This is a genomic window from Bacillus cereus group sp. N21 (assembly GCF_016483395.1).
GTDB classification, from domain to species: Bacteria; Bacillota; Bacilli; order Bacillales; family Bacillaceae_G; genus Bacillus_A; species Bacillus_A pseudomycoides.
In genome coordinates this window covers 66,333-89,545 of record NZ_JAEHBX010000013.1, presented here as the reverse complement: position 1 = coordinate 89,545, position 23,213 = coordinate 66,333, and the positions used below count along the sequence as shown (strand labels likewise).

Genomic DNA, 23,213 nt, shown 5'->3' with positions numbered 1-23,213 from the left:
TTCTATATTAAGGGGTATCTGGATGAATAAAAAATGGACAATTATAGATGCGTTGAGCCATTCTAGGCATGATTGGCTCAATCGTATGCAGATGATTAAAGGAAACCTCTCCCTTGGAAGAGTGGAAGAGATTCATGGGCTCATCGATCGTTTTGTCCAAGAAGCGAGACAAGAATCCAATCTGATGGGGCTATCGATGCCTTTATTTTCAGAATGGATTTTAACATATAATTGGAAACAGCAGCCGTGCTTATTGGAGTACGAAGTATTAGGGAAATTACATAACTTATCTCATTACGATGAAGAAGTGTGTACGTGGACGAATGAATTTTTCTCAATGCTTCAGCATAGTTTAGACGTTTATGTTGAAAATTATGTTTGTATCACAATTGAATGTGACGCGGAGAATGCTCGTTTCTTTTTTGATTTTCGTGGCAAGCTAACGAATGTAGAAGAACTACAAACGTGGCTTACAAACCAAAACAATGAATCGTATTTCATTTCTTATACAGTGCGAGATGATGAAATCTCGGTTATATTACAACCAATCGAAAAAAGTGTGGTGAAATAATGTTTGTAGATCAGGTCAAGATATATGTAAAAGGCGGCGACGGTGGAAACGGAATGGTTGCGTATCGTCGTGAGAAGTATGTTCCAAAGGGTGGCCCAGCAGGTGGCGATGGCGGTAAAGGTGCAGATGTTGTTTTCGTTGTTGACGAAGGCTTACGTACATTAATGGACTTCCGCTACCAACGTCATTTCAAAGCTGATCGCGGTCAACACGGGATGAGCAAAGGGCAACATGGCCGTAAAGCTGACGATTTAATCGTAAAGGTTCCACCAGGAACAGTTGTAAAAGATGAGGAAACTGGTCAAATTCTTGCGGATTTAGTAACGCATGAGCAATCAGCTGTTATTGCAAGAGGTGGTCGTGGTGGCCGTGGTAACTCACGTTTTGCAACACCGACGAACCCAGCACCAGAAATCGCTGAGAACGGGGAACCAGGTCAAGAACGTGATGTAATCTTAGAATTAAAAGTATTAGCGGATGTTGGACTTGTTGGATTCCCAAGCGTAGGTAAATCAACATTATTATCCGTTGTATCATCAGCACGTCCGAAAATTGCAGAATATCACTTTACAACAATCGTTCCAAACCTTGGTGTTGTTGAAACTGGTGATAACCGCAGCTTCGTTATGGCTGACCTTCCTGGATTAATCGAAGGAGCACATGCGGGCGTTGGACTTGGACACCAATTCTTACGTCATATCGAACGTACACGTGTTATCGTGCATGTTATTGATATGTCTGGTTTAGAAGGCCGTGATCCATATGAGGATTATGTTACAATCAATGCTGAATTAAAAGAGTACAATCTGCGTTTAACAGAGCGTCCACAAGTTGTTGTTGCAAACAAAATGGATATGCCAGATGCAGAGGAAAACTTACAAGCATTTAAAGAGAAAGTAGGAGACGAAGTTCAAATCTTCCCAATCTCTGCCGTAACAAAACAAGGTGTTCGTGATCTATTATTTGAAGTAGCAAACTTAGTGGAAACAACACCAGAATTCCCAGTACATGATGTTGTAGACGAATCTGAAGCAAGTGTAATGTACAAATTTGAATCTGAAGGATCTAAGTTTGAAATTACACGCGAAAGTGACGGTACATTTGTCATTTCTGGTTATGATATTGAGAAAACATTCAAGATGACAGACTTCTCACGTGATGAATCTGTACGTCGTTTCGCTCGTCAAATGCGCGGAATGGGTATTGATGAAGCTCTTCGTGCACGCGGTGCAAAAGATGGTGACATTGTAAAAATTCTTGAATATCAATTCGAATTTATCGATTAAGACTGCCAAAATACGGCAGTCTTTTTTATAATCGAGAAAGGAGTGTAAATAAAGCGATAGAAATACAGATTGGAAAACCGATAGAAAGCTTAATTTTTAGGTGGGAGAGAGGATCTGGTCGAGCGTAGAAGCGGTCAGTGCCTTTTTGAGCCCCATGCCATGTGAGAACAGAGGGAGAAAAAGAGTGGGGATTTCCTCTTGTTTTCAAGGCCGCAATTTGTATGTTAGAAGTCAAAGCGATAGAAATACAGATTGAAAAACCGTTAGAAAGCCTAATCTTTAGGTGGGAGAGAGGATCTGGTCGAGCGTAGAAACGGTCAGATCCTTTTTCTGCCCCATGCCAAGTTAAAACAAAAGGAGAAAGCAAGTAGAGGTCATCTTTTGTTTTTCATAGCCATGACTTATACGTTGGAAAATCAAAATAGATATTCATTTTTAAATTCAGAAGAATGAAAGAAATAGTCACTCCGTAGTAAGAAACAAGGGAGAGGGAGTATATGTATAAAATATTAATTGTAGAAGATGACGAAAAGATTGCTGGGATATTAGAAGAACATTTAGAGAAGTATGGCTATCAATCATTTCGAGTGGCAGATTTACGCCATATAAAAGATGAATTTGTGAAAGTGAATCCACATTTAGTTTTACTCGATATTAATCTCCCGTACTTTGATGGTTTTTACTGGTGTCGTCAAATTCGAACTGTATCTAATGCACCAATCATTTTTGTCTCTGCACGAACCGGAGAAATGGATCAGGTCATGGCAATTGAAAACGGTGGTGACGATTATATTGCAAAGCCATTCCATTTAGATATTGTTATGGCGAAAGTAAAAAGCGCCTTGCGTCGTGGATACGGTGAGTATGCTTCATCGGCAGAAAGCGATTGCTTTGGTGTGAGGGGATTGCTGCTATTTCCATCACAACATACAGTTGAGTGGCAAGGGAAACAAATAGAGCTCACAAAAAATGAATTTTATTTATTAGAGTGTTTAATGAAGCAGGCAAATCAATATGTAACGCGTGAGGAGCTCTTAGAGGCATTATGGGATGAACTAGCATTCGTTGATGATAATACATTAACAGTGAACGTAAAGCGTGTCCGAAAGAAGCTAGAGGAGCTTGGGATTGTAAATGCAATCGTAACAAAGCGGGGATACGGTTACGCACTTCTTACAGAGTGGGGAGATGGGCATGAAGCTTAAGGGTTACCTCATTGATCGTTTTCCTTTAATTGTTTCATATATTGTGAGCCTTTGCTTATTTGGACTTGTATTACAACTACAAGGACTTTTAGAGAAACGATCGATACAGTGGAGTACATGGTTGTATGGCCTTTTACTAGCGACTATCGTATTTATTATATACCTGATTTACGATTATCGAAAACGCAGCGTGTTTTTAAACAGAATCGAACGATACATTGCTGGAGGACATACGTTACATGACTCTTTATTAATTGATGCTTCCTATACGGCTGAACAAGAAATGATTGTAGAAGCATTCATTTTGCTTAGACAGCAATATATGAATGAGGTTCACCAGCAGCATGCGAAAGATCAACAGCAAATGATCTTTATGAACCAATGGATTCACCAAATGAAAACACCAGTTTCAGTGATTGAATTACTGTTGCAGAAATTTGGTAAAGCGCATCGCGAAGCAAGAGAAACGGTTGAAAGTATTCGTGAAGAAAATAATCGTATTTTACATGGTTTAGATTTAGCGTTACATATGGCAAGGTTAGAACAGTTTGCAAAAGATTACAAAGTGGAGGTAGTAAATGTACTAGAGGTTGTTCGAGAGGTTATTAACCAAAATCGAAAATTTTTCATTCAATCTTCTGTATATCCGAAAGTAATGTTTGAAGAAGAAACGTGTACAATCGCTTCCGATCGAAAATGGATTAGTATTGCAATCAATCAAATTGTTATGAATGCAATTAAATACACAAAAATCTCGCAAGTGGATAAGAAAGAAATTCAGTTTCAAATAGAGGAGAAGGAACAGACAGTTTTATTACATATTTGTGATACTGGAATTGGTATTCCAAAGCAAGACATCAAACGAGTTTTTGAACCATTCTTTACAGGAACAAATGGAAGAAAAACAAGAGAAGCAACAGGAATGGGATTATATATTACAAAGGAAATTTGTGATAATCTTCATCACGGAATTTACGTGCAATCAACCGAAGGAGAAAGTACAACATTTACATTCCAATTTGCAAAAGATGAAGAATATCATGCATTGATGAGAAAAATGACAAAATTGTAAGATAACAAACGGTTTTGTAAGGAAAATCACTCGTTTCTTTTTCTTATTTTTCTTATAGTAAATGTAAGAAGAAAGCACATAGGGGGATTTAGAAATGAGTGTTCTTGAAGTAAAAGGTTTAACGAAGGTGTATCAATCAAAAGGATCAGTGGCAACGACTGCTTTACACGATATAAATTTTAAAATTGAAGAAGGCGAATTTGTAGGTATTATGGGTCCTTCAGGAAGTGGGAAAACAACACTTCTAAATTTATTAGCAACAATTGATAAGCAAACTTCAGGCCATGTTTATGTGAATGGTGAAGAGATTAGTCAAATGCGTGCTACAAAACTAGCGGAATTTCGCCGTACACATTTAGGGTTCATCTTCCAAGACTTTAACTTACTTGATACGTTATCGATTAAAGAAAATATTATTTTGCCATTAGTTATGGCGAAGCGCCCTGTAAAAGAAATTGATACGAAAGTACTTGAAATTGCGAAGTTTTTAAATATCGAAGGAATTTTAAATAAAAAAGTATATGAAGTATCGGGTGGACAACAACAACGTGCGGCAGCTGCACGAGCAATTATTCATGAACCGACATTAATTTTAGCAGATGAGCCAACTGGGAATTTAGATTCTAAGTCTGCGAAATCTTTAATGGGCGCACTGCAAGATTTACATGAACAGAAAAAAGTAACAATTGCCATGGTAACACATGATCCAGTAGCAGCTAGTTATTGCGAACGTATTCTCTTTATACGCGATGGAGAAATTTTCTCAGAAATTCATAAAGGAAAAACAAAGCAAGCCTTTTTCCAAGAAATTTTAGATGTACTTGCGATGCTAGGGGGGGGAATATCATGAACTTTCGCCAGCTCGCGCTTAATAATGTAAAAGGAAATTGGCGTAATTATAAAGCTTTTCTTATTAGTAGTTGTTTATCAATCTTAGTATTTTTCATGTACGCTTCCTTCATTTATCATCCAGATGTAGTGAGCGGAAACATTAGCATGAAGACGATGGTTACAAAAGGGCTAGAATCAATGAACTATATCATTGTCATCTTTTCAGCACTATTTATTTTATATGCTAACTCAACGTTTTTACGAGCGAGAAAAAAGGAGTTTGGTTTATTAACATTAATAGGTGGAACAAAAGCGCAGCTTGGTCGTATGATTATACTAGAGCAAATGATTTTAGGTGTAATCGCAATTGTAGTAGGGATCGCTCTTGGTATGCTTTGTTCAAAGCTCTTCTTTCAAGCTTTAAGTGTATTACTTGGTGTAGATAAAACACTTCCACTTGTATGGAATGGAAAAGCAGTTCTGATTACAGCTAGTGTATACTTCGTTCTCTTTTTCATCCTATCATTATTCGGTCTTTGGACGGTCGGTCGTTTGCAAATTATTGATTTATTAAGAGAAGCAAGAAAACAAAAAGTAGAGCCTTTCGCATTTACATGGCTATGTGTAGTCGGGATATTATGTATTATTGTCGCGTATGTACTTTGTTTCCAAGTTACGCTTATGAATTTCGTTATGCTATTTTTACCGATTGTAGGACTGACAATTGGAGGAACGTACTTACTATTTACGCAAGGTAGCACTGTTGTATTAAAGGTGTTACAAAAACGAAAAAAATCTTTTTATACATATCCCAATATGTTTGTACTTAGTAATCTTATTTATAAAATGAAAGATAATGCTCGTTTTCTCTTTGTTATATCCATTATTACAGCTGTTGTTTCTTCCGCGGTTGGTACACTGTATGTATTCTTTGAAGATATGAGTTATAAAACAGTAGCTAGTACGCCGCATGCTATTTCATATGAGGAAAAGGGAGTAAATACACATAACATCATTAGTGAAGAGAAAATGCAAGAGTTATTGAAAAATCATGGGTTTGAAGATGCACGAAAAGTAACATATGTAAAACTTCCAGCAACACAGAAAATAGAGGGGTTGAATGGCAATCATGAGATGCCTTTAGGTATTATCTCAGAAAAAGAATATAATGCAGAAGCACGTAAGCAAAAGAAAGAGGAAGTTCATAATGCACCAGAAAGCGCAACGATGGTTTTAATTGATATGATGAATGACTTTGTGAAGTTAGATCGTACAAAACCATTTGAGTTCACGCTGAACGGACAAAAACAATCTATTAAGCTAAATGATCCAATTTCACAATCTGTTTTTAACGATGAAGGGTACCTTATTGTTAATGATCAAGACTTTGTGAAATATGCAAAGGTTGTATCAGATGAAGAAAAGACAAAATATTACGGATATTATATTGGAGACTGGAAAGGAACAGAGAATCTTGTAGTAGACTTGAAAAAAGAAATTGCACAAGAACAACAACAGAATTTCCATAATTCAGTTCTTACTTATAAAGCAATAAAGGAACAAGGGGCAATTACAATGTTCATCGGTTTCTTTGTAGCAGTACTATTTTTCTTCTTTGCTTGCAGCATGACATACTTTAAATGGTTTAATGATAAAGAACAAGATCGTATTCAATTTAAGTCATTAAAGAGAATCGGTATGACAGATAAAGAAATTCATAAAATTGCTATTCGCCAAATGGGAGTCATTTTCTTTATTCCAATTCTCATTGGTACATTGCATAGCGGATTTGCTCTTCATACATTAGGGAAAATGCTTTATTTAGATTTATGGAAATCAGGTGCGATTGTTATTGGAGCATATATTGTAGCTTCGGCAATTTACTTTATGATTGCACAAAGAGGATATTTAAAACACGTAAAAAGCTAGGGAAACCTCTAGCTTTTTACGTGTGTAACAGGTTACAGGGGGAATGCAGATGAATGTCAGGCAGCTAGCGATACAAAATATAAGGGGGAATTGGCGGAGTTATAAAGCATTTCTATTAAGTAGCTCTTTTTCTGTAGCAGTTTTTTATATGTATACATCTTTTGTTCATCATCCGGAAGTTGCACACAGTAATGTCCACATTGGAATTCGATCAGGTTTACAAGGGTGTAGTTATCTTATTCTTATGTTCTCGGCACTGTTTATGTTAAGTTCTAATGCTACTTTTCTTGATGCGAGAAAGAAAGAATTAGGATTGCTTAAATTAATGGGATCTACAAATGCTAGAATCTCAATTCTACTATTCTTAGAACAGGCTGTAGTGGGCTTGGTATCAACTTGTATTGGGATTGGGATTGGGATGTTATTTTCAAATTTATTTTTAATGACATTAAGTGTACTCTTAGATTTAGAGAATAGGATTTATTTCATCTTTCAAATAAAACCATTCTTGATTACCGTTGTTGTATATGCAATTCTGTTTTTTTCTTTAGCACTATTTAGTTTGTGGAATGTGCGGAGGTTAGAAATTGTTGATTTATTATTGGATAAGAGGAAAGGACGTAGAGTTTTTAAAGTAGGGAAATGGCGATTTGGTTTAGGGATTATTTTACTTTTATGTGGATATACCTTTGCGGTAAAGGTAACGCTAGGAGAGTTATTTCTCTACTTTTATCCAATCCTTAGTACTGTAATTATAGGAACTTATTTTTTATTTACTCAAGGCAGTTTATTTGTTTTGAAAGGACTTCAAAAACAGAAGAATATCTATTATACATATCCAAATCTATTTGTGCTTCGCAGCCTTGAGCATAAATTGAAAGATCATGCGAAGTTTTTATTTTCCATTTCTATTTTGACAGCAACAGTTATTACAGCAACAGGGACTGCATATGCATATTTTTCTGACCTTCCCAAAAGCGCTATGTTTTCATTTCCTCATGAAATTTCCTATACAGAAAAAGGAATAGAATCTCATGAGGTGATTTCTCCCGATGAGCTCTTAGCACTATTTGAAAAATATGGTTATGAAAATGTAGAGAAAGTACAGTTTATCGGATTACCAGGAAAGTTTATTACAACACATGACGGACGTCTGTTTCCGATTACTGTTATTTCACAAACGGATTATAACAAAGAAGCAAAGAAGCAAGGAAAAAGCATGGTAAACAATAAAAAAGGTTATGGCACATTTATAAACCCAATGGCTTTTGATGGTCAGGATGTGTATAACAAGGAAATATTCTATTTTCAAATGTTAGGAGTACCATATCAAATTAAATTGCATGAATCTAAATCAGATATGGTTTTTAATGGAGATGGCGCTGGGCACCATAATCAATTATTAGTTGTACGGGATGAACAGTTTAAACAATGGGAGATTGTTATTCCTAATCATGAAAAATATGTATATTATGGTTATAATATTCCAAATTGGCAGGAGCAAAAAAAATTCGCGTTAGAAGTGAGGGGAAAAGTGTCTCCAGATTATTCTTCTTCGATGAGAAATAAGATCAGTATATATATCCAATTTAAGGAAGGGGGAGCAGTGTTATTATTTATCGGATCATTTATTAGTATTCTCTTTTTCTTAGCAACTTGCAGTATGACATATTTTAAATGGTTTTCAGATATTGAGCAGGATCGTAAAGAGTATCAGTCTTTAATGAAAATAGGGATGGAGAAAGGAGAAATAAAACGGATTGTTAGACGGCAAATGGGGAGTTTATTTTTTATTCCTATTGTGGTCGGTATAGTGCATAGTATATTTGCTTTCTATGCATTGAGTAATTTAATGGAAATGAATGTGTTATTTACAAGTATAAAGATCATCGGTATATATTGTGCAGCAACAGCTATCTATTTCTTCTTCGCTCAAAAAGAATATATGAAACATATAGACTAGCAAACGCTAGTCTTTTTAAAATATTCAAAATTCACATAGAAAAATAAAAATATTCATGGTATAACAGTAAGAAAACGAAAAAGAGGGGAAAAGACGATGATTCGAGTTGGCTATTTAGGACCAGAAGCAACATTTACAAATATGGCGGTGAGTCGTTTTTTTCCGGAGGCAGAGCATGTGCCGTATCGCACGATTCCTGATTGCATGGATGCTGCAGCAAATGGAAATGTAGACTTTGCAGTTGTACCGTTAGAGAATGCGATTGAAGGTTCTGTTAATATTACTGTTGATTATCTTGTGCATGAGCAGCCGCTCTTCATTGTAGGAGAAATTACAGTGCCTATTCAGCAACATTTACTTGTGCATCCAGATTATGAAGAGGTGTGGAAAGAAGTATATGCAGTTCATTCTCATCCGCATGCGATTGCGCAATGTCATAGGTTTTTAAATGAAGAATTAAAAGGTGTAACGGTTCGGGATATGACTTCCACAAGTGCAGCGGCGCAATATGTGAAAGAACATCCGGAAGAAAGGATCGCTGCAATTGCAAATGAAGCGGCAGCAGAGAAGTATGATTTAGCAATTGTGCAGCGTAATATTCATACGCATAAAAATAACCATACACGTTTCCTCGTGTTACATAAAAAACAGCGGGCACTACTACCGAAAAACGGTGAGAACCGCGGGGAGAAAACGACACTTATGATAACGTTACCTGCTGATTATGCAGGAGCACTTTATCAAGTATTATCAGCTTTCGCATGGAGAAAATTAAATTTATCGAAAATCGAATCTCGTCCAATGAAAACGGGACTTGGTAATTACTTTTTCTTAATTGATGTGGATAAGACATATGATGATGTGTTGTTGCCAGGAGTAACAATGGAGCTTGAGGCACTTGGTTTTTCTGTGACGGTGCTGGGGAGTTATTCGTCTTATTGGTTGTAAACAAAAATAAACCTCATTGCATATGCAGTGAGGTTTATTTCAATTTTGCTAAGCGATCTACTAATTGCTCGCGCCAAGCTTCTGCTAGTTCTGGAACAGCAATAATTTTCTCCATTGCCTCTGTATCTTTCCGTCTATGAAAATATACTTCGTTAGAAAACAGAATAGAAACTTGATTTGGATGGCGCTCTAGTAGTTTCATTTGTGAGTCTTTGCGAACAACGCCTTCTTGAAGAACACGGCATAAATAGCCGGTATAACCGGTTTCTACAATGCGCGGTAAAATACCGGGGATGCCAACTCTTTTTGAGATAGTACTACACGGTATCCGGCCTTGTGTAATTTGAATGACAGCCTCACCTAATTGATATGTATCGCCGATGAAAATATCATGTTCTAACATATTTGTTACGGTAATATTTTCGCCAAATGCAGAGGGTGGGAGTGTTGTTTGAAATTCTTGTTCCCATAGCGCGTAATGTTCATACGGATAGAGACAAACAGCGCGATCAGGTCCGCCGTGAAACCTTAGGTCAGCTACACCATCTCCAAGAAATCCGTCTTTTGATAGAAAGGCTTCTTCTGTAAGCTCTTTACAGATGCCTGTTGTCATTTCTTTATTTTCTCCATATTGCATTTGTTTTGGTTTGCCAATGCTAAAGTGAACGAGTTTGATTCCCATATCATCTCTCCTTTACCAATTGATTTCAATATTATATCATTTCATAAATAAAAGCACAGAGAAGAATGAAACTCTCTGTGCTTTTATTTTAATAAACAAGAAATCCAGCGCGATCTAGCGCATCACAAGCAGCGTTTAATTTTTTTGTGGAATCTGCTTCAATTGTATGTAAGTGGATGCCATCTGTTAATTGAGATAGATAGGAAGCATTTGTATCTTCAATTTTTTGCAAATATTGTTCAACATCAAAACGATTGCTCACCATAATAGAAGCTGTTATGTCGCCGTATACAGGATGTTCTACTTTTACATCTTTAATTGTAACACCGTAGTCGACTAGCAATGTTAATTCTTGGCGTACTTCATCTGGTTTATGCTGGCAGACGATAACACGTTCAAATGTATTTTTCTTTGCTTGTGGTTTTAAATATAAATATCCTTGTGCAGTTGCGATAATTGGTTCGTTTCGCGCTTTTAGTAAGGAAATATCTTGTACGATGACTTGCCTGCTGACATTTGTTTTCTTAGATAATTCACTCCCGGATAACGGTTCGTTAGCAGCAAGGAGCCATTGTAAGATGAACTGTCTTCTTTCTTCTCCTAAAATCTTTTTCTGGTCATTTTGTTTCATTATAATTTAACACCTCTATAAAATTGATTTCCTATTGTGCATAGTGCATGAATGGTTGTATCAATATGTTCTTTCGTTGTATGACGTCCAAATGAAAAGCGGACATACTGTTTTGCCTCTTCATACGTTTTTCCAATTGCAAGCATTGTTTTTGAAGGTTCTTGTTTGCCGACTTGACATGCGCTTCCTGTTGAAATGGCAATGCCATGGCGATTGCATTCTAACATCGTGTACTGACCTTCTATTCCCTTTATTGTAACCCCAATAATATGAGGTAAACAAGAAGTAGAATGTCCTTCTACTTGAATTTCAAGGGGACTTGCTTGTAATTGTTCTGTAAAATAGGATCGTAATTGCTCAAAACGAGCGCGTTCTTCTTCACGATCGTCCAATATATGCTCTGCTGCTGTCAGAAACGAAGCGATACCGGGAGTGTTAACTGTACCAGGGCGAAATCCTTTTTCGTGAGATGTCCCTGGGAAGACTGGTTCCCAGCGAACTTTTGGGTTTATATAGCAAGCTCCGACACCCTTTGGTCCGTAAATTTTATGTGCGGAAACAGAAAGGCTATCAATTTGCATCGTTGTGACATCAATTGGGAGCTTACCAAATGTTTGTACACAATCTGTATGAAATAAAATATGGTGTTTTTTTAGTAGTGCTCCAATTTCTGAGATAGGTTGAACGGTTCCAATTTCAGAATTACCGTGCTGAATACTTGCTAAAACTGTATCGTCTGTAATTGCTGCTTCTAAAGCCTTAAGGTTAATAAGTCCGCATGAATCCACAGGAATTTCCGTGATTGTATATCCTTGCTTTGTTAATGACTGAAAGTAGCTGCGAATCGATACGTGCTCCATCGGTGTTGTAAGTATGTGCTTGCCGCTTTTTGCATTTAAGAGCGACTGGATTGCAAGATAATTAGATTCAGAACCACCGCTTGTGAAAAATACGCCTTGTTCTTTTCCTTTAATCATTTGTGCAAATGCTCCCCTGCAAACTTGTAGTAAAGACGAAGCTGTCCCTCCGATATTGTGTAAACTTTGTTCATTACCGAAGTATTGCTGTGCTGCTTTCGTATATGTGTCAATCGCTTCTTTGCTCATTGGTGTTGTAGCTGCATAGTCAAGATATATCATAATGTATAGTCCTCTCTATAGTAGAGTTACATTCGTTTTTTTATTTTAAAGTATATAAATTCAAATTAAAAACCCGACATAAACCCTTTCTTTTTAGGTGGGAGAGAGCATCTGGCCATGCATAGAAGCGGTCAGATCCTCTTCCTGCCCCATGCCAAGTAAAAACAGAGAGAGAAAATGAGTGTAAGTCCCCTTTTCTTCTTCATAGCAGCGATTTATATGTCGAAAAAATAAAATGGATTTATATAGCATGAGAATTTCGTTAAACTCCTTGGTGAAAATATTACTTTCTAAAAAACTCTTGTCATTATTTTAAAACTATGTAAATATAGGTGTCAAGACAGTTGAAAAGTGTAAACTAGGAGGCAATGATCATGCCAAGTGCAGATGTCTTAATTATCGGAAGTGGTGTTGCAGCACTTAGTGTTGCGAAAGAGATTTGTCACGAAAAGAATGTGATGATTATCACAAAGAAAACAGGCCGCAATAACAATACGCATTTAGCGCAGGGCGGAATTGCAGCAGCTGTAGCTACATATGACAATGCGAATGATCATTACGAAGATACAATAGCGGCCGGTTGTGGCTATAACAATGAAGAAGCAGTTCGATATTTAGTGGAAGAAGGGCCGAAAGAGATTCGTAAGCTCATTGCAAATGGGGTGGAATTTGATGGAGATGAAAACAGACCCCATCTTGGAAAAGAAGGTGCGCATCGAAAACGACGTATTTTACATGCTGGTGGAGATGCAACAGGACGCATTTTATTAGAGCATTTGGTTCAGGAAGTCGCTCCGTACGTTACAGTAGTGGAGCGAGAAATGGTGCTCGATTTAATTATAGAAAATGATACATGTAAGGGTGTTTTGACCCGTGATAGCGAAGGAAATATACATCGTTACTATGCTGAACATATTGTATTAGCTACAGGCGGTGTTGGAGGGGTGTATGCATTTACGTCTAACGACGAGACGATTACAGGTGACGGACTCGCGATGGTATACAGAGCTGGTGGCGAACTTGTTGATTTAGAATTTGTGCAATTTCATCCAACGATGCTATATGTAGGCGGACGTTGCTGTGGACTTGTTTCAGAAGCGGTACGGGGTGAAGGAGCTGTTCTGTTAAATGAAAAAGGACAGCGTTTTATGCTGGATGTACATCCACAACATGATCTTGCACCGCGTGACGTAGTGGCACGTGCGATTCATGAACAGTTTCTTGCAGGTGAAAGTGTATACTTGGATATTTCTTCTATTCAAAACTTTGAAGAACGTTTTCCTACTGTATTGGCATTATGCAAAAAGAATAGTATAGATGTAAAAAAAAATAGAATTCCAGTTGTTCCTGGTGCTCATTTTCATATGGGTGGCATTAAAACGAATTGTGATGGAGAAACATCTATTCCGCATTTATATGCTGTAGGTGAAGTAGCTTGTAACGGTGTGCATGGTGCAAATCGATTAGCGAGCAACTCATTGTTAGAAGGGCTTGTGTTTGGAAAACGAATGGGAACACATATTTTAGCTCATCCGGTACAAGAAAAGATAAATAATAGCGAAGAAATACATGGAATATCAAGAGTTCCTCAGTTACCTACGAAAAAAGAAATACAAAAACATATGATGACGTACGTAGGAATTGTACGAACAGAAAAGAGTTTATTATATGCGAAGCAATGGTTTGAAAATTATCGTGTACAAAGTGTTCGAATGCAATATGAAGCTTTTACAAATGAAGATATAACAATTATAAATATGCTAACAGTTTGTCAGCTCATTACAGAAGCGGCACTGCAAAGAAAAGAGAGCATAGGTGGTCATTATCGTGGTGATTATCCAAGACGAAATCAAGTAACGAAAAAAATTATTCTTGCTAATAGAAAATTACAACTTGTGTAATGAGGGGAAGAGGGATTGTATGAACGCGTTAAAGGTAAGAAAAGCATTAGAAAGTTTTTTTCTGGAAGATATTGGGGAAAAAGATGTAACATCTCAGCTTATTTTTCCTGATAATTTAAGGGCAAAGGGAACGTTCCTTGCGAAAGAAACGGGGGTATTCGTAGGGACAGCAGTAATTGAACAAGGATTTCGATTATTAGATGACAGCATTCAAATTACACTTCATAAAAAAGACGGAGATTTCGTAGAAAAAGGTGAGATTTTAGCAAGTGTCGAAGGACCAATTGCATCTTTATTAACAGCGGAGCGTGTAATTTTAAATATTATTCAACGCATAAGTGGTATAGCAACGATGACGCGCAAAGCTGTTGTGGCGCTAGAAAGTGATCATACACGTATTTGTGATACGAGAAAAACGATGCCAGGGCTTCGTATGTTTGATAAATATGCGGTTGTTTGCGGAGGCGGATATAACCATCGCTTCGGATTATACGATGGTGTCATGATTAAAGATAACCATATTGCTTTTGCAGGGTCTATTACAAAAGCTGTTACATCTGTGAAAGAAAAGCTTGGGCATATGGTGAAAGTTGAAGTGGAAACGGAGACAGAAGAACAATTGCGCGAAGCGATTGCCGCAGGAGCGGATATTATTATGTTTGATAACCGTACACCAGAAGAAGTTCGTGAGTTTTCTAAAATTGTTCCAAGTACAATTGTGACAGAAGCATCCGGCGGCATTACAATTGAAAATTTATCGAACTATGGTGGAACAGGGGTAGATTACATTTCACTTGGATTATTAACACATTCTGTAAAGGCGTTAGATATTAGCTTTAATATTGAAGTTTAAGGTGAGAGGGTTAGAGGGGGAGATTACAAATGAGTATTTTAGAGAAAGTTCAGCTAATTGAAACGATGTTACCAGAGCGTTATCAAACGATGTCAGTACAAGAAATGGAAGAGCGCGTTCGTGAAATTAAAGAAAAATTAGGGGAAGCATTATTTATTCCAGGGCATCATTATCAAAAGGATGAAGTTGTTCAATTTTCAGATGCTGCGGGAGATTCATTGCAACTTGCGCAAGTAGCGGCTAGCAATAAAGCAGCGAAATATATTGTCTTTTGCGGTGTGCATTTTATGGCTGAAACAGCAGATATGTTAACGGCCGATGAACAGGTCGTTATTTTACCAGATATGCGTGCTGGCTGTTCCATGGCGGATATGGCAGATATCGAACAAACAGAACGAGCTTGGAACGAACTTACGCAGTTATTTGGGGATACGATGATTCCATTAACATATGTCAATTCTACGGCAGCTATTAAGGCATTTTGTGGACGAAATGGCGGGGCGACAGTAACATCTTCAAATGCAAAAAAAATGGTATCTTGGGCATTTACGCAAAAAGAGCGTCTTGTTTTTTTACCAGATCAACATTTAGGAAGAAATACAGCGTATGACCTAGGTATTTCATTAGATAAAATGGCGGTTTGGGATCCGCATACAGATTCATTAGAATATGATGGGAATATAGAAGATGTGAAGGTGATTTTATGGAAAGGTCATTGTTCGGTTCATCAAAATTTTACTGTGAAAAATATTGAAAGCGTACGAAAAAATCATCCTGATATGAATATTATTGTTCATCCAGAATGCTGTTATGAAGTGGTAACAGCTTCTGACTATGCAGGGTCAACAAAGTATATTATTGATATGATCGAACAAGCACCATCTGGAAGCAAATGGGCAATTGGTACAGAGATGAACTTAGTAAACCGGATTATTCATCAACACCCGGATAAAGAAATTATTTCATTAAACCCTTTTATGTGTCCTTGTTTAACGATGAATCGTATTGATTTACCACATTTATTGTGGGTGTTAGAAACGATAGAGCGTGGAGAAGAAGTCAATGTTATTCAAGTAGATAAGCAGGTGACAAAAGAAGCAGTTCTTGCCTTAAATCGTATGTTAGAGCGTGTGTAAAAGCGACGGATTTCCGTCGCTTTTTTATTAAACATAATTAGCTAATTGCAGTCATACATTGTGTTGAGGGAATCATTGTATTTTTTCATATTCGTGCAATATTGTGTATGACTAAATGGTAAGAGCAAGAGTGTTAAATTATAGAGGACAGTTTCACTTTACATTATTTTGGCTTATAGATAAGTAATACAGGAGGGGGAAAATTTGAAAATTCATATCGTGCAAAAAGGGGATACCCTTTGGAAAATTGCGAAAAAGTACGGAGTAGATTTTGAAACGTTAAAAAAGGCGAATACGCAGCTTACTAATCCCGATCTGATTATGCCAGGTATGAAAATAAAAGTGCCATCTAGCAGTGTGCATGTGAAAAAAAATATGGGTGCTGGTTCAGCTCCTCCAAAAGAATATGTAAAAGAGGTACAACAAAAAGAATTTGCAGCGACACCTACGCCGCTTGGAATAGAAGATGAAGAAGAAGCACCATATCAATCTGCGCCGATTACGCAGCAACCGGCTATGCAGCAAACGCAAAAAGAAATGCAAATGAAGCCGCAAAAAGAAATGCCCATTCAAAAAGAAAAGCCGATTCAGAAAGAAATACCTATTCAAAAAGAAGTACCTATTCAAAAGCCGCCTGTCGTTGAAAAACCAGCTGTAATTGAAAAGCCACCAGTTGTAGAAAAGGTAGAGAAACCTGTGGGAAAAGAAAGCACAAAGTTTTCAGTGAATATATTACCACAGCCGCCACAACCACCGATTAAGCCTGCAAAAGACTATAAAATTTCAGATGTAATAAAAAAAGGAAGCGAGTTAATTGCCCCGCAAATTATTAATAAGATGAAACCGAACAATATAGTGTCACCACAAACGAAAAAAGAAAATGTAAGTAATATAGTGGTGCCGCAAACGAAAAAGGAAAATGTAGGTAATATAGTTGCGCCACAAGTGCAAAAAGAAAATGTGGGCAATATAGTGTCACCACAGACGAAGAAGGAAAATGTGGGTAATATAGTGTCACCACAGACGAAGAAGGAAAATGTGGGTAATATAGTTGCACCGGATGTGACAAAAGAAAGTCTTATTATTCCACAAGTAACACCACCGAATATCATGCCAATGATGGATAAAAACCAAATGCCGAATATCATGCCTATTATTGATAAAAACCAAATGCCGAATATCATGCCTATGATGGATAATAACCAAATGCCGAATATCATGCCGATGATGGATAATAATCAAATGCCGAATATCATGCCGATGATGGATAATAATCAAATGCCGAATATCATGCCAATGCTGGATAATAACCAAAATCCCAATATAATGCCAAAGATGGATAATAATCAACCACCACCAATGATGCCGCAGCAAATACCGATGCCATATCAATCGCCAATGATGCCACAACAGTATCCATATTATCAAATGCCATATCAACAACAGCAAAATCCGTATTATCAAATGCCACATACACAAGGTATGCCAATGATGCCGCACCAAATGCCAGTGCAACATACTTCAATGCCATACCAACCGCAAGCTGGTAATAATGTTCCACAAATGATGCCAGCAGAAGAAGATTGTGGATGTGGTGAGGAAAGAAATTTATATAGTCCACAGCCAGGTGGGCCATATTATCCTAATTCTCCATATTATCCAACAGCTCAAGTCGCATATGCACCGCAGCCAGGTGCGATGAATTATCAGCAAGATCCACCAGAGATTTTTGGAGAACCACTTGCAGAAGATGAGGAGTAGAGAGAGTTGCGTTAACAATAAAGAGGTCGTGTTAGAAAATTCCTAGTGAAATATTAACAAGTGTAAAAATCTCCTTTGTTACTCACTATAAGAAGGAGCTTTTCGAGAGAGAAGTTCAACCTAACAAGGGGGGTTTTTATATTGAGTAAAAAAATTAAAATTATTGCCGCTTCTTTGTTAGTTACCAGTGCATTAGCTGCATGTGGTACACCTAAGAATAAAAGTGCGATGGATGGGCGCAATGCGAACTACAATTATGAACGTACATCTTATTATGATACACAACCATACAGAAATAATGTAGCACGTACAGATCGATATACAGATTATGTAACATATCGAAATGGAAATAGAGTTACAGATAATGTATATGATCGTCGTAATGATGTTGGATATAACTACTACCGTGATGTAAATTACCACGGTCAAATGGCAAATCCATATCCAACTCGTAACGTTACAATGAATAATTCATACATTAATAATGATGGTAAAACTGCAGAAAGAATTACAAATCGTGTTAAGGGTATGAATAATGTGGATCGTGTTTCTACAGTTGTGCGTGGAAATGATGTAGTTATTGCAGTGAAACCACGTGGTGCAGTAACAGATGAAAAGGCAATGGCAAATGAAATCCGTCAAGCAGTTGCGAATGACGTGAAAAACCGAAATGTATATGTAACAGTAAAAAATGACATGTTTGAACGTGTAGATGCGATGAATACGCGTCTGCGCAGCGGAACAGTTACAAACAATTTAAATCGTGACATATCAGATTTATTCCGAGACGTTCGTGCTGGTCTTACTGGTACAGTGCGATAACAAAAAAAAGGGAAAGGTTTACGGCCTTTCCCTTTTTACTTTCATAAATATTAAAATAGCGATGCAGAAAGTCATTCATCAATATCCTGCATACGTTTTTTTTTAATAAAGTAACCAACAGAATAAGAAGCTAAAAAGCATAAAAAGAGAATACTTCCCATAAGAATGCCTTCCCATAGCGGTCTTTCAGGGCTGAAAATAACATAAATAATAACAAAAATGATCCCTACGATAGCAGAACGTAAAACAAGTTTGTAATAAGGCGTTAGTTTCATTTCTTTTTCATTTTCTTCTGCATCAATAGAGATTCCCATTTGTAAATAGGCTAGAAGTATACTTGTTAGTATGAATAATAACCATAGTGGAGATTTTGTAATTTGATCTATACCTTCATTGAAGCCAATATACCCTAAGATCCCTATTATACCAATTGATTGAAAGAGAAAGGCAATTCGAACGTTCTTTAAATTTTGAAGGATTAAACGTTCATCTTTTATTCTTTTCAATATACTCACTCCTGTTTACCAGATTTTTCATTGTATCTACATTTATTGTAACATATATATTGCATTAATCAATTTATATTTTACTTTAATGGTTGTAGGAATAAATACTGTTGTAAAAAGTTAATGAAATTTTTCTATGTTTAGCTTGCGTTCTTTTTACATTAATGTTATATTAGCAAAGCGATGAGCTAATTTACGTAAGACGAGAGATATGCTTAAGTGCTAAACACGCGGATGTGGCCGCCTGGTCTCTCGCCGTAAACGCATCAAGACGCCTGCTATGTGCAGGCGTCTTTCTTATTATATAAAAGTAAATGACTCATGCAGGTAGGGATTACACCTTACCTGCATTTTTTTTATTTTCATTAAAAATAACCACCGCTGTTACTATGGATAAAACTTCTATTTCCGGAAAAACTACAAACGGAAGTTTTATTTTGCTTAGAAGAGGTGAGCGGAAATGAAATTCATGATGGTTGCAGTTCAAGTTGTAATCGCTATGTTTTGTTTATATCATGAATCAAGTGTGATAGCTGCGGCTTCTGCATTAGAGGTTACGCAAAAAGAACCTCAAGTTACGATTCTATTAGAGCGTATGTATGTAGATGGAGAGGTAAGTGAGGAAATTTTCACTGAAAAAGTAGCAAATTTAGAACATTTTCTTCAGCAGTATAAAGAATGGCAGCTTGTTGATCGTGATGATACGCAAATTGTACTGCAAAAAAAGGTGGATGATATTTCACCACTACTTAAAACGAGTGGGTATTTTGGTGTTTCCAATGAGGGGATACTGCAAATTTTTAACGGTGTACCAAAAAGTGATAATGCGATTCACTCATTCTTCCAAATTGATATGAAAAAGCTAGAAAGTTATGATCGTGCAAAGCTAAAACGTGGTATTCGTATCAAGTCAAAAGAGCGTTTTGTGAAGACGATTGAGAAAATGAAGCAGTATGCAGTGCAAAATAAGAAAACCAGCAGCTGATGTGAGCTGCTGGTTTTCTTATTTGTTTTTATCTAAAATTTGTTTTGCAATTTCATCAATTAGCATATCTTTGCCGATAGGGTTGAATGCTTTTGTGTTAAAGACTTCATTGCTTACTTCGTAAACATGATTATTTTTTACAGCTTTGTTATCTTTCCAAACAGCACTATTTTTGTAGTCATCGAACACTTTATCTGCTTCGCCACCAAAGTTTACGATAAACATTTGATCAGGCTGGAATGCAACAAGGCCTTCTAATGATACTTGTGCCATCGTCTGTTTTAAATCTGTTCCTTTCGTTGCAGGAAGTTTTAAGTCATTAAAGAGAATATCACCATATCCGAAGCTACCATATACACGGAAGTTTTGCGGTGTTACAGCAAGGAACATAAAGTTTTCATCTTTTGTTTTCTCTTTAATTTTTTTAGATAAGGAATCTGCTTTTTTATCGTAGTCTGCAATCCATTTATCTGCTTTTTTCTCTTCGTCAAATAGCTTGCCTACTTCCTTAAATTTGTCGCGCCAGTTTTCTAAGTTTGTTTCTAGAACAACTGTTGGGGCAACTTTTGCTAATTGATCATAAATTTTCAATTGACGGTTGTTTAAAATAATTAAGTCTGGTTTTAAAGCAGTAACCGCTTCTAAATCAACTTTAGGTGCCCAGTACCAACCAACTGCTTTTACATCTTTTAGCTTTTCTTGCAAATGATCTTGGATTTTATCTTTATACGTGTTAGCTGTACCAACAGGTTTATGACCAAGAAGTAATAGTTCTTCAGATGATCCAGATAAGTCGACAATTCTTTTTGGGTTTGTCGGAATTTTAACTTCACCTTTTGCATGTTTTACAACTTTTGTTTTCGGTTGTTCTTTTAGCTGTGCTTCTTCTTGTTTAGAAGAGCAACCAACAATGGTAAAAATAACAAGAATGAGAGTAAATAGAATAGATAGATTGCGTTTCACCTTTATGTAACCCCTTTAATTAATATTGATAATCATTATCGTCTTTGTAATATTAATTTGCTTTATGTTGTTCTGTCAATATGAAAAAATGAAAAAGCTAAATAGAGAACATTTGTTGGGGTAGTCTCGCTTTTCTATCATTAAATATGTTAAAATGGAATACATGATTTGAGAGGGAGAGATCGTATTTTGTTTGAATATGTTACAGGCTATGTGGAATATGTAGGGCCAGAATATGTCGTTCTTGATCATAATGGAATCGGCTATCAAATTTTTACGCCAAATCCATATGTATTTCAAAGAAGTAAGCAAGAAATTCGTGTATATACATATCATTATGTGAGAGAAGATATTATGGCGCTCTATGGATTTAAGACACGTGAAGAGCGTTTGTTATTTACAAAACTTTTAGGTGTATCAGGAATCGGACCAAAAGGTGCACTTGCTATTTTAGCTTCTGGTCAAACGGGGCAGGTCGTGCAAGCAATTGAACATGAGGATGAAAAATTCTTAGTGAAATTCCCGGGAGTCGGAAAGAAAACTGCACGTCAAATGATTTTAGACTTAAAAGGAAAATTAGCTGATGTTGTACCAGATGCGTTTATTGATTTATTCTCAGATGTAGAACGTTTCGACGAGAAGAAGGGTTCATCAGCTGAGCTTGATGAAGCGCTTGAGGCACTTCGTGCACTTGGCTATGCAGAAAGAGAAGTTTCTCGTGTTGTACCGGAGTTATTAAAAGAATCACTTACGACGGATCAGTATATTAAAAAGGCACTTAGTCTTTTACTAAATGGTAAGAGGTGAGTAGAATGGACGAACGTCTTCTCTCAGGAGAATCGGCATATGAAGATGCGGACTTAGAATATTCGTTACGGCCACAGACGCTCCGTCAATATATTGGCCAAGATAAGGCGAAACATAATTTAGAAGTGTTTATTGAAGCAGCGAAAATGCGTGAGGAAACATTGGATCACGTACTATTATACGGGCCACCAGGACTTGGGAAAACGACGCTTGCGAATATTATTGCCAATGAAATGGGCGTTAATATTCGAACGACGTCAGGTCCAGCAATTGAACGCCCAGGAGATTTAGCGGCAGTATTAACGGCGCTTCAACCTGGTGATGTATTATTTATTGATGAAATTCATCGTTTGCATAGGTCAATTGAAGAGGTACTATACCCAGCAATGGAGGACTTTTGTCTTGATATTGTGATTGGGAAAGGCCCATCAGCACGTTCAGTAAGGCTTGATTTACCGCCGTTTACGCTGGTTGGCGCAACAACACGCGCTGGTGCATTATCAGCACCGCTTCGTGACCGCTTTGGTGTGTTATCACGGTTAGAGTATTATACAGTAGATCAACTATCAGCGATTGTAGAGCGTACAGCAGAAGTGTTTGAAGTTGAAATTGACTCATTAGCTGCTTTAGAAATTGCAAGGCGTGCACGAGGTACGCCGCGTATCGCAAACCGGTTACTAAGACGTGTTCGTGACTTTGCACAAGTTCGAAGCGATGGAACGATTGCGATGGAAATTACACAAATGGCATTAGAACTATTGCAAGTCGATAAACTAGGGCTTGATCATATCGATCATAAATTATTGCTTGGTATTATTGAAAAGTTCCGTGGTGGTCCAGTGGGATTAGAAACGGTCTCAGCGACAATTGGGGAAGAGTCTACGACGATTGAAGATGTGTATGAACCATATTTACTACAAATTGGGTTTTTACAACGAACGCCAAGAGGACGAATTGTAACGCCACTCGCTTATGAGCATTTCGGAATGGATATGCCAGGGGTATGACGGATATGCCAAAGCTGCTTATTACAGCTGGTATTCTTCTCATTGTCGTTGGAGTAGCTTGGAAGTTCATCGGAAGGCTTCCAGGCGATATTTTTGTGGAAAAAGGAAACGTTACCTTTTATTTTCCGATCATTACATGTATTGTGTTAAGTATTGTATTATCTTTTGTTATGTATATCATAAATCGATTTAAATAGAAATAGGTGGATATAGTT

22 protein-coding genes are annotated in these 23,213 nt (G+C 37.0%); 17 read left to right on the top strand and 5 right to left on the bottom strand.

Going from position 1 to position 23,213, the window contains the following annotated elements:
* Positions 1-22 precede the first annotated feature (22 nt).
* From JDS96_RS10215 to pheA, 8 genes are all read left to right on the top strand, one after another.
* The gene (locus JDS96_RS10215) at positions 23-571 is read left to right on the top strand and encodes a sporulation initiation phosphotransferase B (protein WP_003208615.1); all 549 of its coding nucleotides are present in this window, start codon (positions 23-25) and stop codon (positions 569-571) included.
* A complete protein-coding gene (gene obgE / locus JDS96_RS10210) occupies positions 571-1,857 on the top strand; it encodes a GTPase ObgE (protein WP_003200852.1) in 1,287 nt (428 codons plus the stop codon). The genes JDS96_RS10215 and obgE overlap by 1 nt, the downstream gene beginning before the upstream one ends.
* 497 nt (positions 1,858-2,354) lie before the next feature.
* The gene (locus tag JDS96_RS10205) at positions 2,355-3,062 is read left to right on the top strand and encodes a response regulator transcription factor (RefSeq protein ID WP_003200854.1); all 708 of its coding nucleotides are present in this window, start codon (positions 2,355-2,357) and stop codon (positions 3,060-3,062) included.
* Positions 3,052-4,134: a HAMP domain-containing histidine kinase gene (locus JDS96_RS10200; RefSeq protein WP_199666723.1), complete on the top strand. Its 1,083-nt coding sequence runs from the start codon at positions 3,052-3,054 to the stop codon at positions 4,132-4,134. Before JDS96_RS10205 ends, JDS96_RS10200 begins: the two co-directional genes overlap by 11 nt.
* Before the next feature lie 94 nt (positions 4,135-4,228).
* Positions 4,229-4,984: an ABC transporter ATP-binding protein gene (locus JDS96_RS10195; protein WP_142308397.1), complete on the top strand. Its 756-nt coding sequence runs from the start codon at positions 4,229-4,231 to the stop codon at positions 4,982-4,984.
* Positions 4,981-6,894, top strand: coding sequence for an ABC transporter permease (locus JDS96_RS10190; RefSeq protein ID WP_199666722.1), 1,914 nt, complete (start codon positions 4,981-4,983; stop codon positions 6,892-6,894). The genes JDS96_RS10195 and JDS96_RS10190 overlap by 4 nt, the downstream gene beginning before the upstream one ends.
* Before the next feature lie 49 nt (positions 6,895-6,943).
* The gene (locus JDS96_RS10185) at positions 6,944-8,857 is read left to right on the top strand and encodes an ABC transporter permease (protein WP_199666721.1); all 1,914 of its coding nucleotides are present in this window, start codon (positions 6,944-6,946) and stop codon (positions 8,855-8,857) included.
* 96 nt (positions 8,858-8,953) lie between these two features.
* On the top strand, positions 8,954-9,805 hold the full coding sequence (pheA, locus tag JDS96_RS10180; RefSeq protein ID WP_016116472.1) for a prephenate dehydratase: 852 nt from the start codon (positions 8,954-8,956) through the stop codon (positions 9,803-9,805).
* 34 nt (positions 9,806-9,839) lie between these two features.
* Here the strand turns inward: pheA and JDS96_RS10175 are convergent, their stop codons facing one another.
* The 3 genes from JDS96_RS10175 to JDS96_RS10165 form a co-directional block, all read right to left on the bottom strand.
* Positions 9,840-10,487: an MOSC domain-containing protein gene (locus JDS96_RS10175; protein WP_199666720.1), complete on the bottom strand. Its 648-nt coding sequence runs from the start codon at positions 10,485-10,487 to the stop codon at positions 9,840-9,842.
* A gap of 88 nt (positions 10,488-10,575) precedes the next feature.
* Positions 10,576-11,118, bottom strand: coding sequence for a transcription repressor NadR (locus tag JDS96_RS10170; protein WP_199666719.1), 543 nt, complete (start codon positions 11,116-11,118; stop codon positions 10,576-10,578).
* Positions 11,118-12,260 (bottom strand): IscS subfamily cysteine desulfurase, encoded by a 1,143-nt coding sequence (locus tag JDS96_RS10165; protein WP_199666731.1) that lies wholly within the window; start codon positions 12,258-12,260, stop codon positions 11,118-11,120. Before JDS96_RS10165 ends, JDS96_RS10170 begins: the two co-directional genes overlap by 1 nt.
* Before the next feature lie 371 nt (positions 12,261-12,631).
* On the opposite strand from JDS96_RS10165, the gene nadB reads away from it, so the two are divergent.
* The 5 genes from nadB (at position 12,632) to JDS96_RS10140 (ending at position 18,730) form a co-directional block, all read left to right on the top strand.
* Positions 12,632-14,158, top strand: a complete 1,527-nt coding sequence (gene nadB, locus JDS96_RS10160) for an L-aspartate oxidase (protein ID WP_199666718.1) — start codon at positions 12,632-12,634, stop codon at positions 14,156-14,158.
* 19 nt (positions 14,159-14,177) lie between these two features.
* Complete coding sequence (gene nadC, locus JDS96_RS10155; protein ID WP_199666717.1) at positions 14,178-15,011, top strand: carboxylating nicotinate-nucleotide diphosphorylase; 834 nt, start codon at positions 14,178-14,180, stop codon at positions 15,009-15,011.
* Positions 15,012-15,040: 29 nt separating this feature from the next.
* The gene (gene nadA / locus JDS96_RS10150) at positions 15,041-16,147 is read left to right on the top strand and encodes a quinolinate synthase NadA (RefSeq protein ID WP_006096054.1); all 1,107 of its coding nucleotides are present in this window, start codon (positions 15,041-15,043) and stop codon (positions 16,145-16,147) included.
* A gap of 204 nt (positions 16,148-16,351) precedes the next feature.
* Positions 16,352-17,908, top strand: coding sequence for a SafA/ExsA family spore coat assembly protein (gene safA / locus JDS96_RS33455; protein ID WP_199666716.1), 1,557 nt, complete (start codon positions 16,352-16,354; stop codon positions 17,906-17,908).
* Positions 17,909-18,049: 141 nt separating this feature from the next.
* Positions 18,050-18,730 (top strand): YhcN/YlaJ family sporulation lipoprotein, encoded by a 681-nt coding sequence (locus tag JDS96_RS10140; RefSeq protein WP_199666715.1) that lies wholly within the window; start codon positions 18,050-18,052, stop codon positions 18,728-18,730.
* Between the two features lie 71 nt (positions 18,731-18,801).
* Here JDS96_RS10140 and JDS96_RS10135 read toward each other — a convergent pair whose 3' ends face one another.
* Positions 18,802-19,236, bottom strand: coding sequence for a branched-chain amino acid ABC transporter substrate-binding protein (locus JDS96_RS10135; protein ID WP_199666714.1), 435 nt, complete (start codon positions 19,234-19,236; stop codon positions 18,802-18,804).
* A gap of 460 nt (positions 19,237-19,696) precedes the next feature.
* Here JDS96_RS10135 and JDS96_RS10130 point away from each other — a divergent pair, with 460 nt between their 5' ends.
* The gene (locus JDS96_RS10130; RefSeq protein WP_018782982.1) at positions 19,697-20,221 is read left to right on the top strand and encodes a BofC C-terminal domain-containing protein; all 525 of its coding nucleotides are present in this window, start codon (positions 19,697-19,699) and stop codon (positions 20,219-20,221) included.
* 18 nt (positions 20,222-20,239) lie between these two features.
* Here JDS96_RS10130 and JDS96_RS10125 read toward each other — a convergent pair whose 3' ends face one another.
* Positions 20,240-21,184, bottom strand: coding sequence for an iron-hydroxamate ABC transporter substrate-binding protein (locus tag JDS96_RS10125; protein ID WP_199666713.1), 945 nt, complete (start codon positions 21,182-21,184; stop codon positions 20,240-20,242).
* Positions 21,185-21,373: 189 nt separating this feature from the next.
* On the opposite strand from JDS96_RS10125, the gene ruvA reads away from it, so the two are divergent.
* The 3 genes from ruvA to JDS96_RS10110 are packed head-to-tail and all read left to right on the top strand — an operon-like array spanning position 21,374 to position 23,195.
* Positions 21,374-21,991, top strand: coding sequence for a Holliday junction DNA helicase RuvA (ruvA, locus tag JDS96_RS10120; protein WP_199666712.1), 618 nt, complete (start codon positions 21,374-21,376; stop codon positions 21,989-21,991).
* Between the two features lie 5 nt (positions 21,992-21,996).
* The gene (gene ruvB / locus JDS96_RS10115) at positions 21,997-22,998 is read left to right on the top strand and encodes a Holliday junction branch migration DNA helicase RuvB (RefSeq protein WP_003200439.1); all 1,002 of its coding nucleotides are present in this window, start codon (positions 21,997-21,999) and stop codon (positions 22,996-22,998) included.
* On the top strand, positions 22,995-23,195 hold the full coding sequence (locus tag JDS96_RS10110; RefSeq protein WP_199666711.1) for a DUF2905 domain-containing protein: 201 nt from the start codon (positions 22,995-22,997) through the stop codon (positions 23,193-23,195). Before ruvB ends, JDS96_RS10110 begins: the two co-directional genes overlap by 4 nt.
* Positions 23,196-23,213 lie beyond the last annotated feature (18 nt).

What these genes read in the sequence shown, in the direction of transcription:
- pheA (WP_016116472.1), top strand. Translation starts at nt 8,954, where the DNA reads ATGATTCGAGTTGGCTATTTAGGACCAGAAGCAACATTTACAAATATG.
- JDS96_RS10130 (WP_018782982.1), top strand. Translation starts at nt 19,697, where the DNA reads ATGAAATTCATGATGGTTGCAGTTCAAGTTGTAATCGCTATGTTTTGT.
- JDS96_RS10175 (WP_199666720.1), bottom strand. Translation starts at nt 10,487, where the DNA reads ATGGGAATCAAACTCGTTCACTTTAGCATTGGCAAACCAAAACAAATG.
- JDS96_RS10185 (WP_199666721.1), top strand. Translation starts at nt 6,944, where the DNA reads ATGAATGTCAGGCAGCTAGCGATACAAAATATAAGGGGGAATTGGCGG.
- JDS96_RS10195 (WP_142308397.1), top strand. Translation starts at nt 4,229, where the DNA reads ATGAGTGTTCTTGAAGTAAAAGGTTTAACGAAGGTGTATCAATCAAAA.
- JDS96_RS10190 (WP_199666722.1), top strand. Translation starts at nt 4,981, where the DNA reads ATGAACTTTCGCCAGCTCGCGCTTAATAATGTAAAAGGAAATTGGCGT.
- JDS96_RS10170 (WP_199666719.1), bottom strand. Translation starts at nt 11,118, where the DNA reads ATGAAACAAAATGACCAGAAAAAGATTTTAGGAGAAGAAAGAAGACAG.
- JDS96_RS10200 (WP_199666723.1), top strand. Translation starts at nt 3,052, where the DNA reads ATGAAGCTTAAGGGTTACCTCATTGATCGTTTTCCTTTAATTGTTTCA.
- ruvB (WP_003200439.1), top strand. Translation starts at nt 21,997, where the DNA reads ATGGACGAACGTCTTCTCTCAGGAGAATCGGCATATGAAGATGCGGAC.
- nadA (WP_006096054.1), top strand. Translation starts at nt 15,041, where the DNA reads ATGAGTATTTTAGAGAAAGTTCAGCTAATTGAAACGATGTTACCAGAG.
- JDS96_RS10215 (WP_003208615.1), top strand. Translation starts at nt 23, where the DNA reads ATGAATAAAAAATGGACAATTATAGATGCGTTGAGCCATTCTAGGCAT.
- nadC (WP_199666717.1), top strand. Translation starts at nt 14,178, where the DNA reads ATGAACGCGTTAAAGGTAAGAAAAGCATTAGAAAGTTTTTTTCTGGAA.
- obgE (WP_003200852.1), top strand. Translation starts at nt 571, where the DNA reads ATGTTTGTAGATCAGGTCAAGATATATGTAAAAGGCGGCGACGGTGGA.
- JDS96_RS10205 (WP_003200854.1), top strand. Translation starts at nt 2,355, where the DNA reads ATGTATAAAATATTAATTGTAGAAGATGACGAAAAGATTGCTGGGATA.
- JDS96_RS10110 (WP_199666711.1), top strand. Translation starts at nt 22,995, where the DNA reads ATGACGGATATGCCAAAGCTGCTTATTACAGCTGGTATTCTTCTCATT.
- nadB (WP_199666718.1), top strand. Translation starts at nt 12,632, where the DNA reads ATGCCAAGTGCAGATGTCTTAATTATCGGAAGTGGTGTTGCAGCACTT.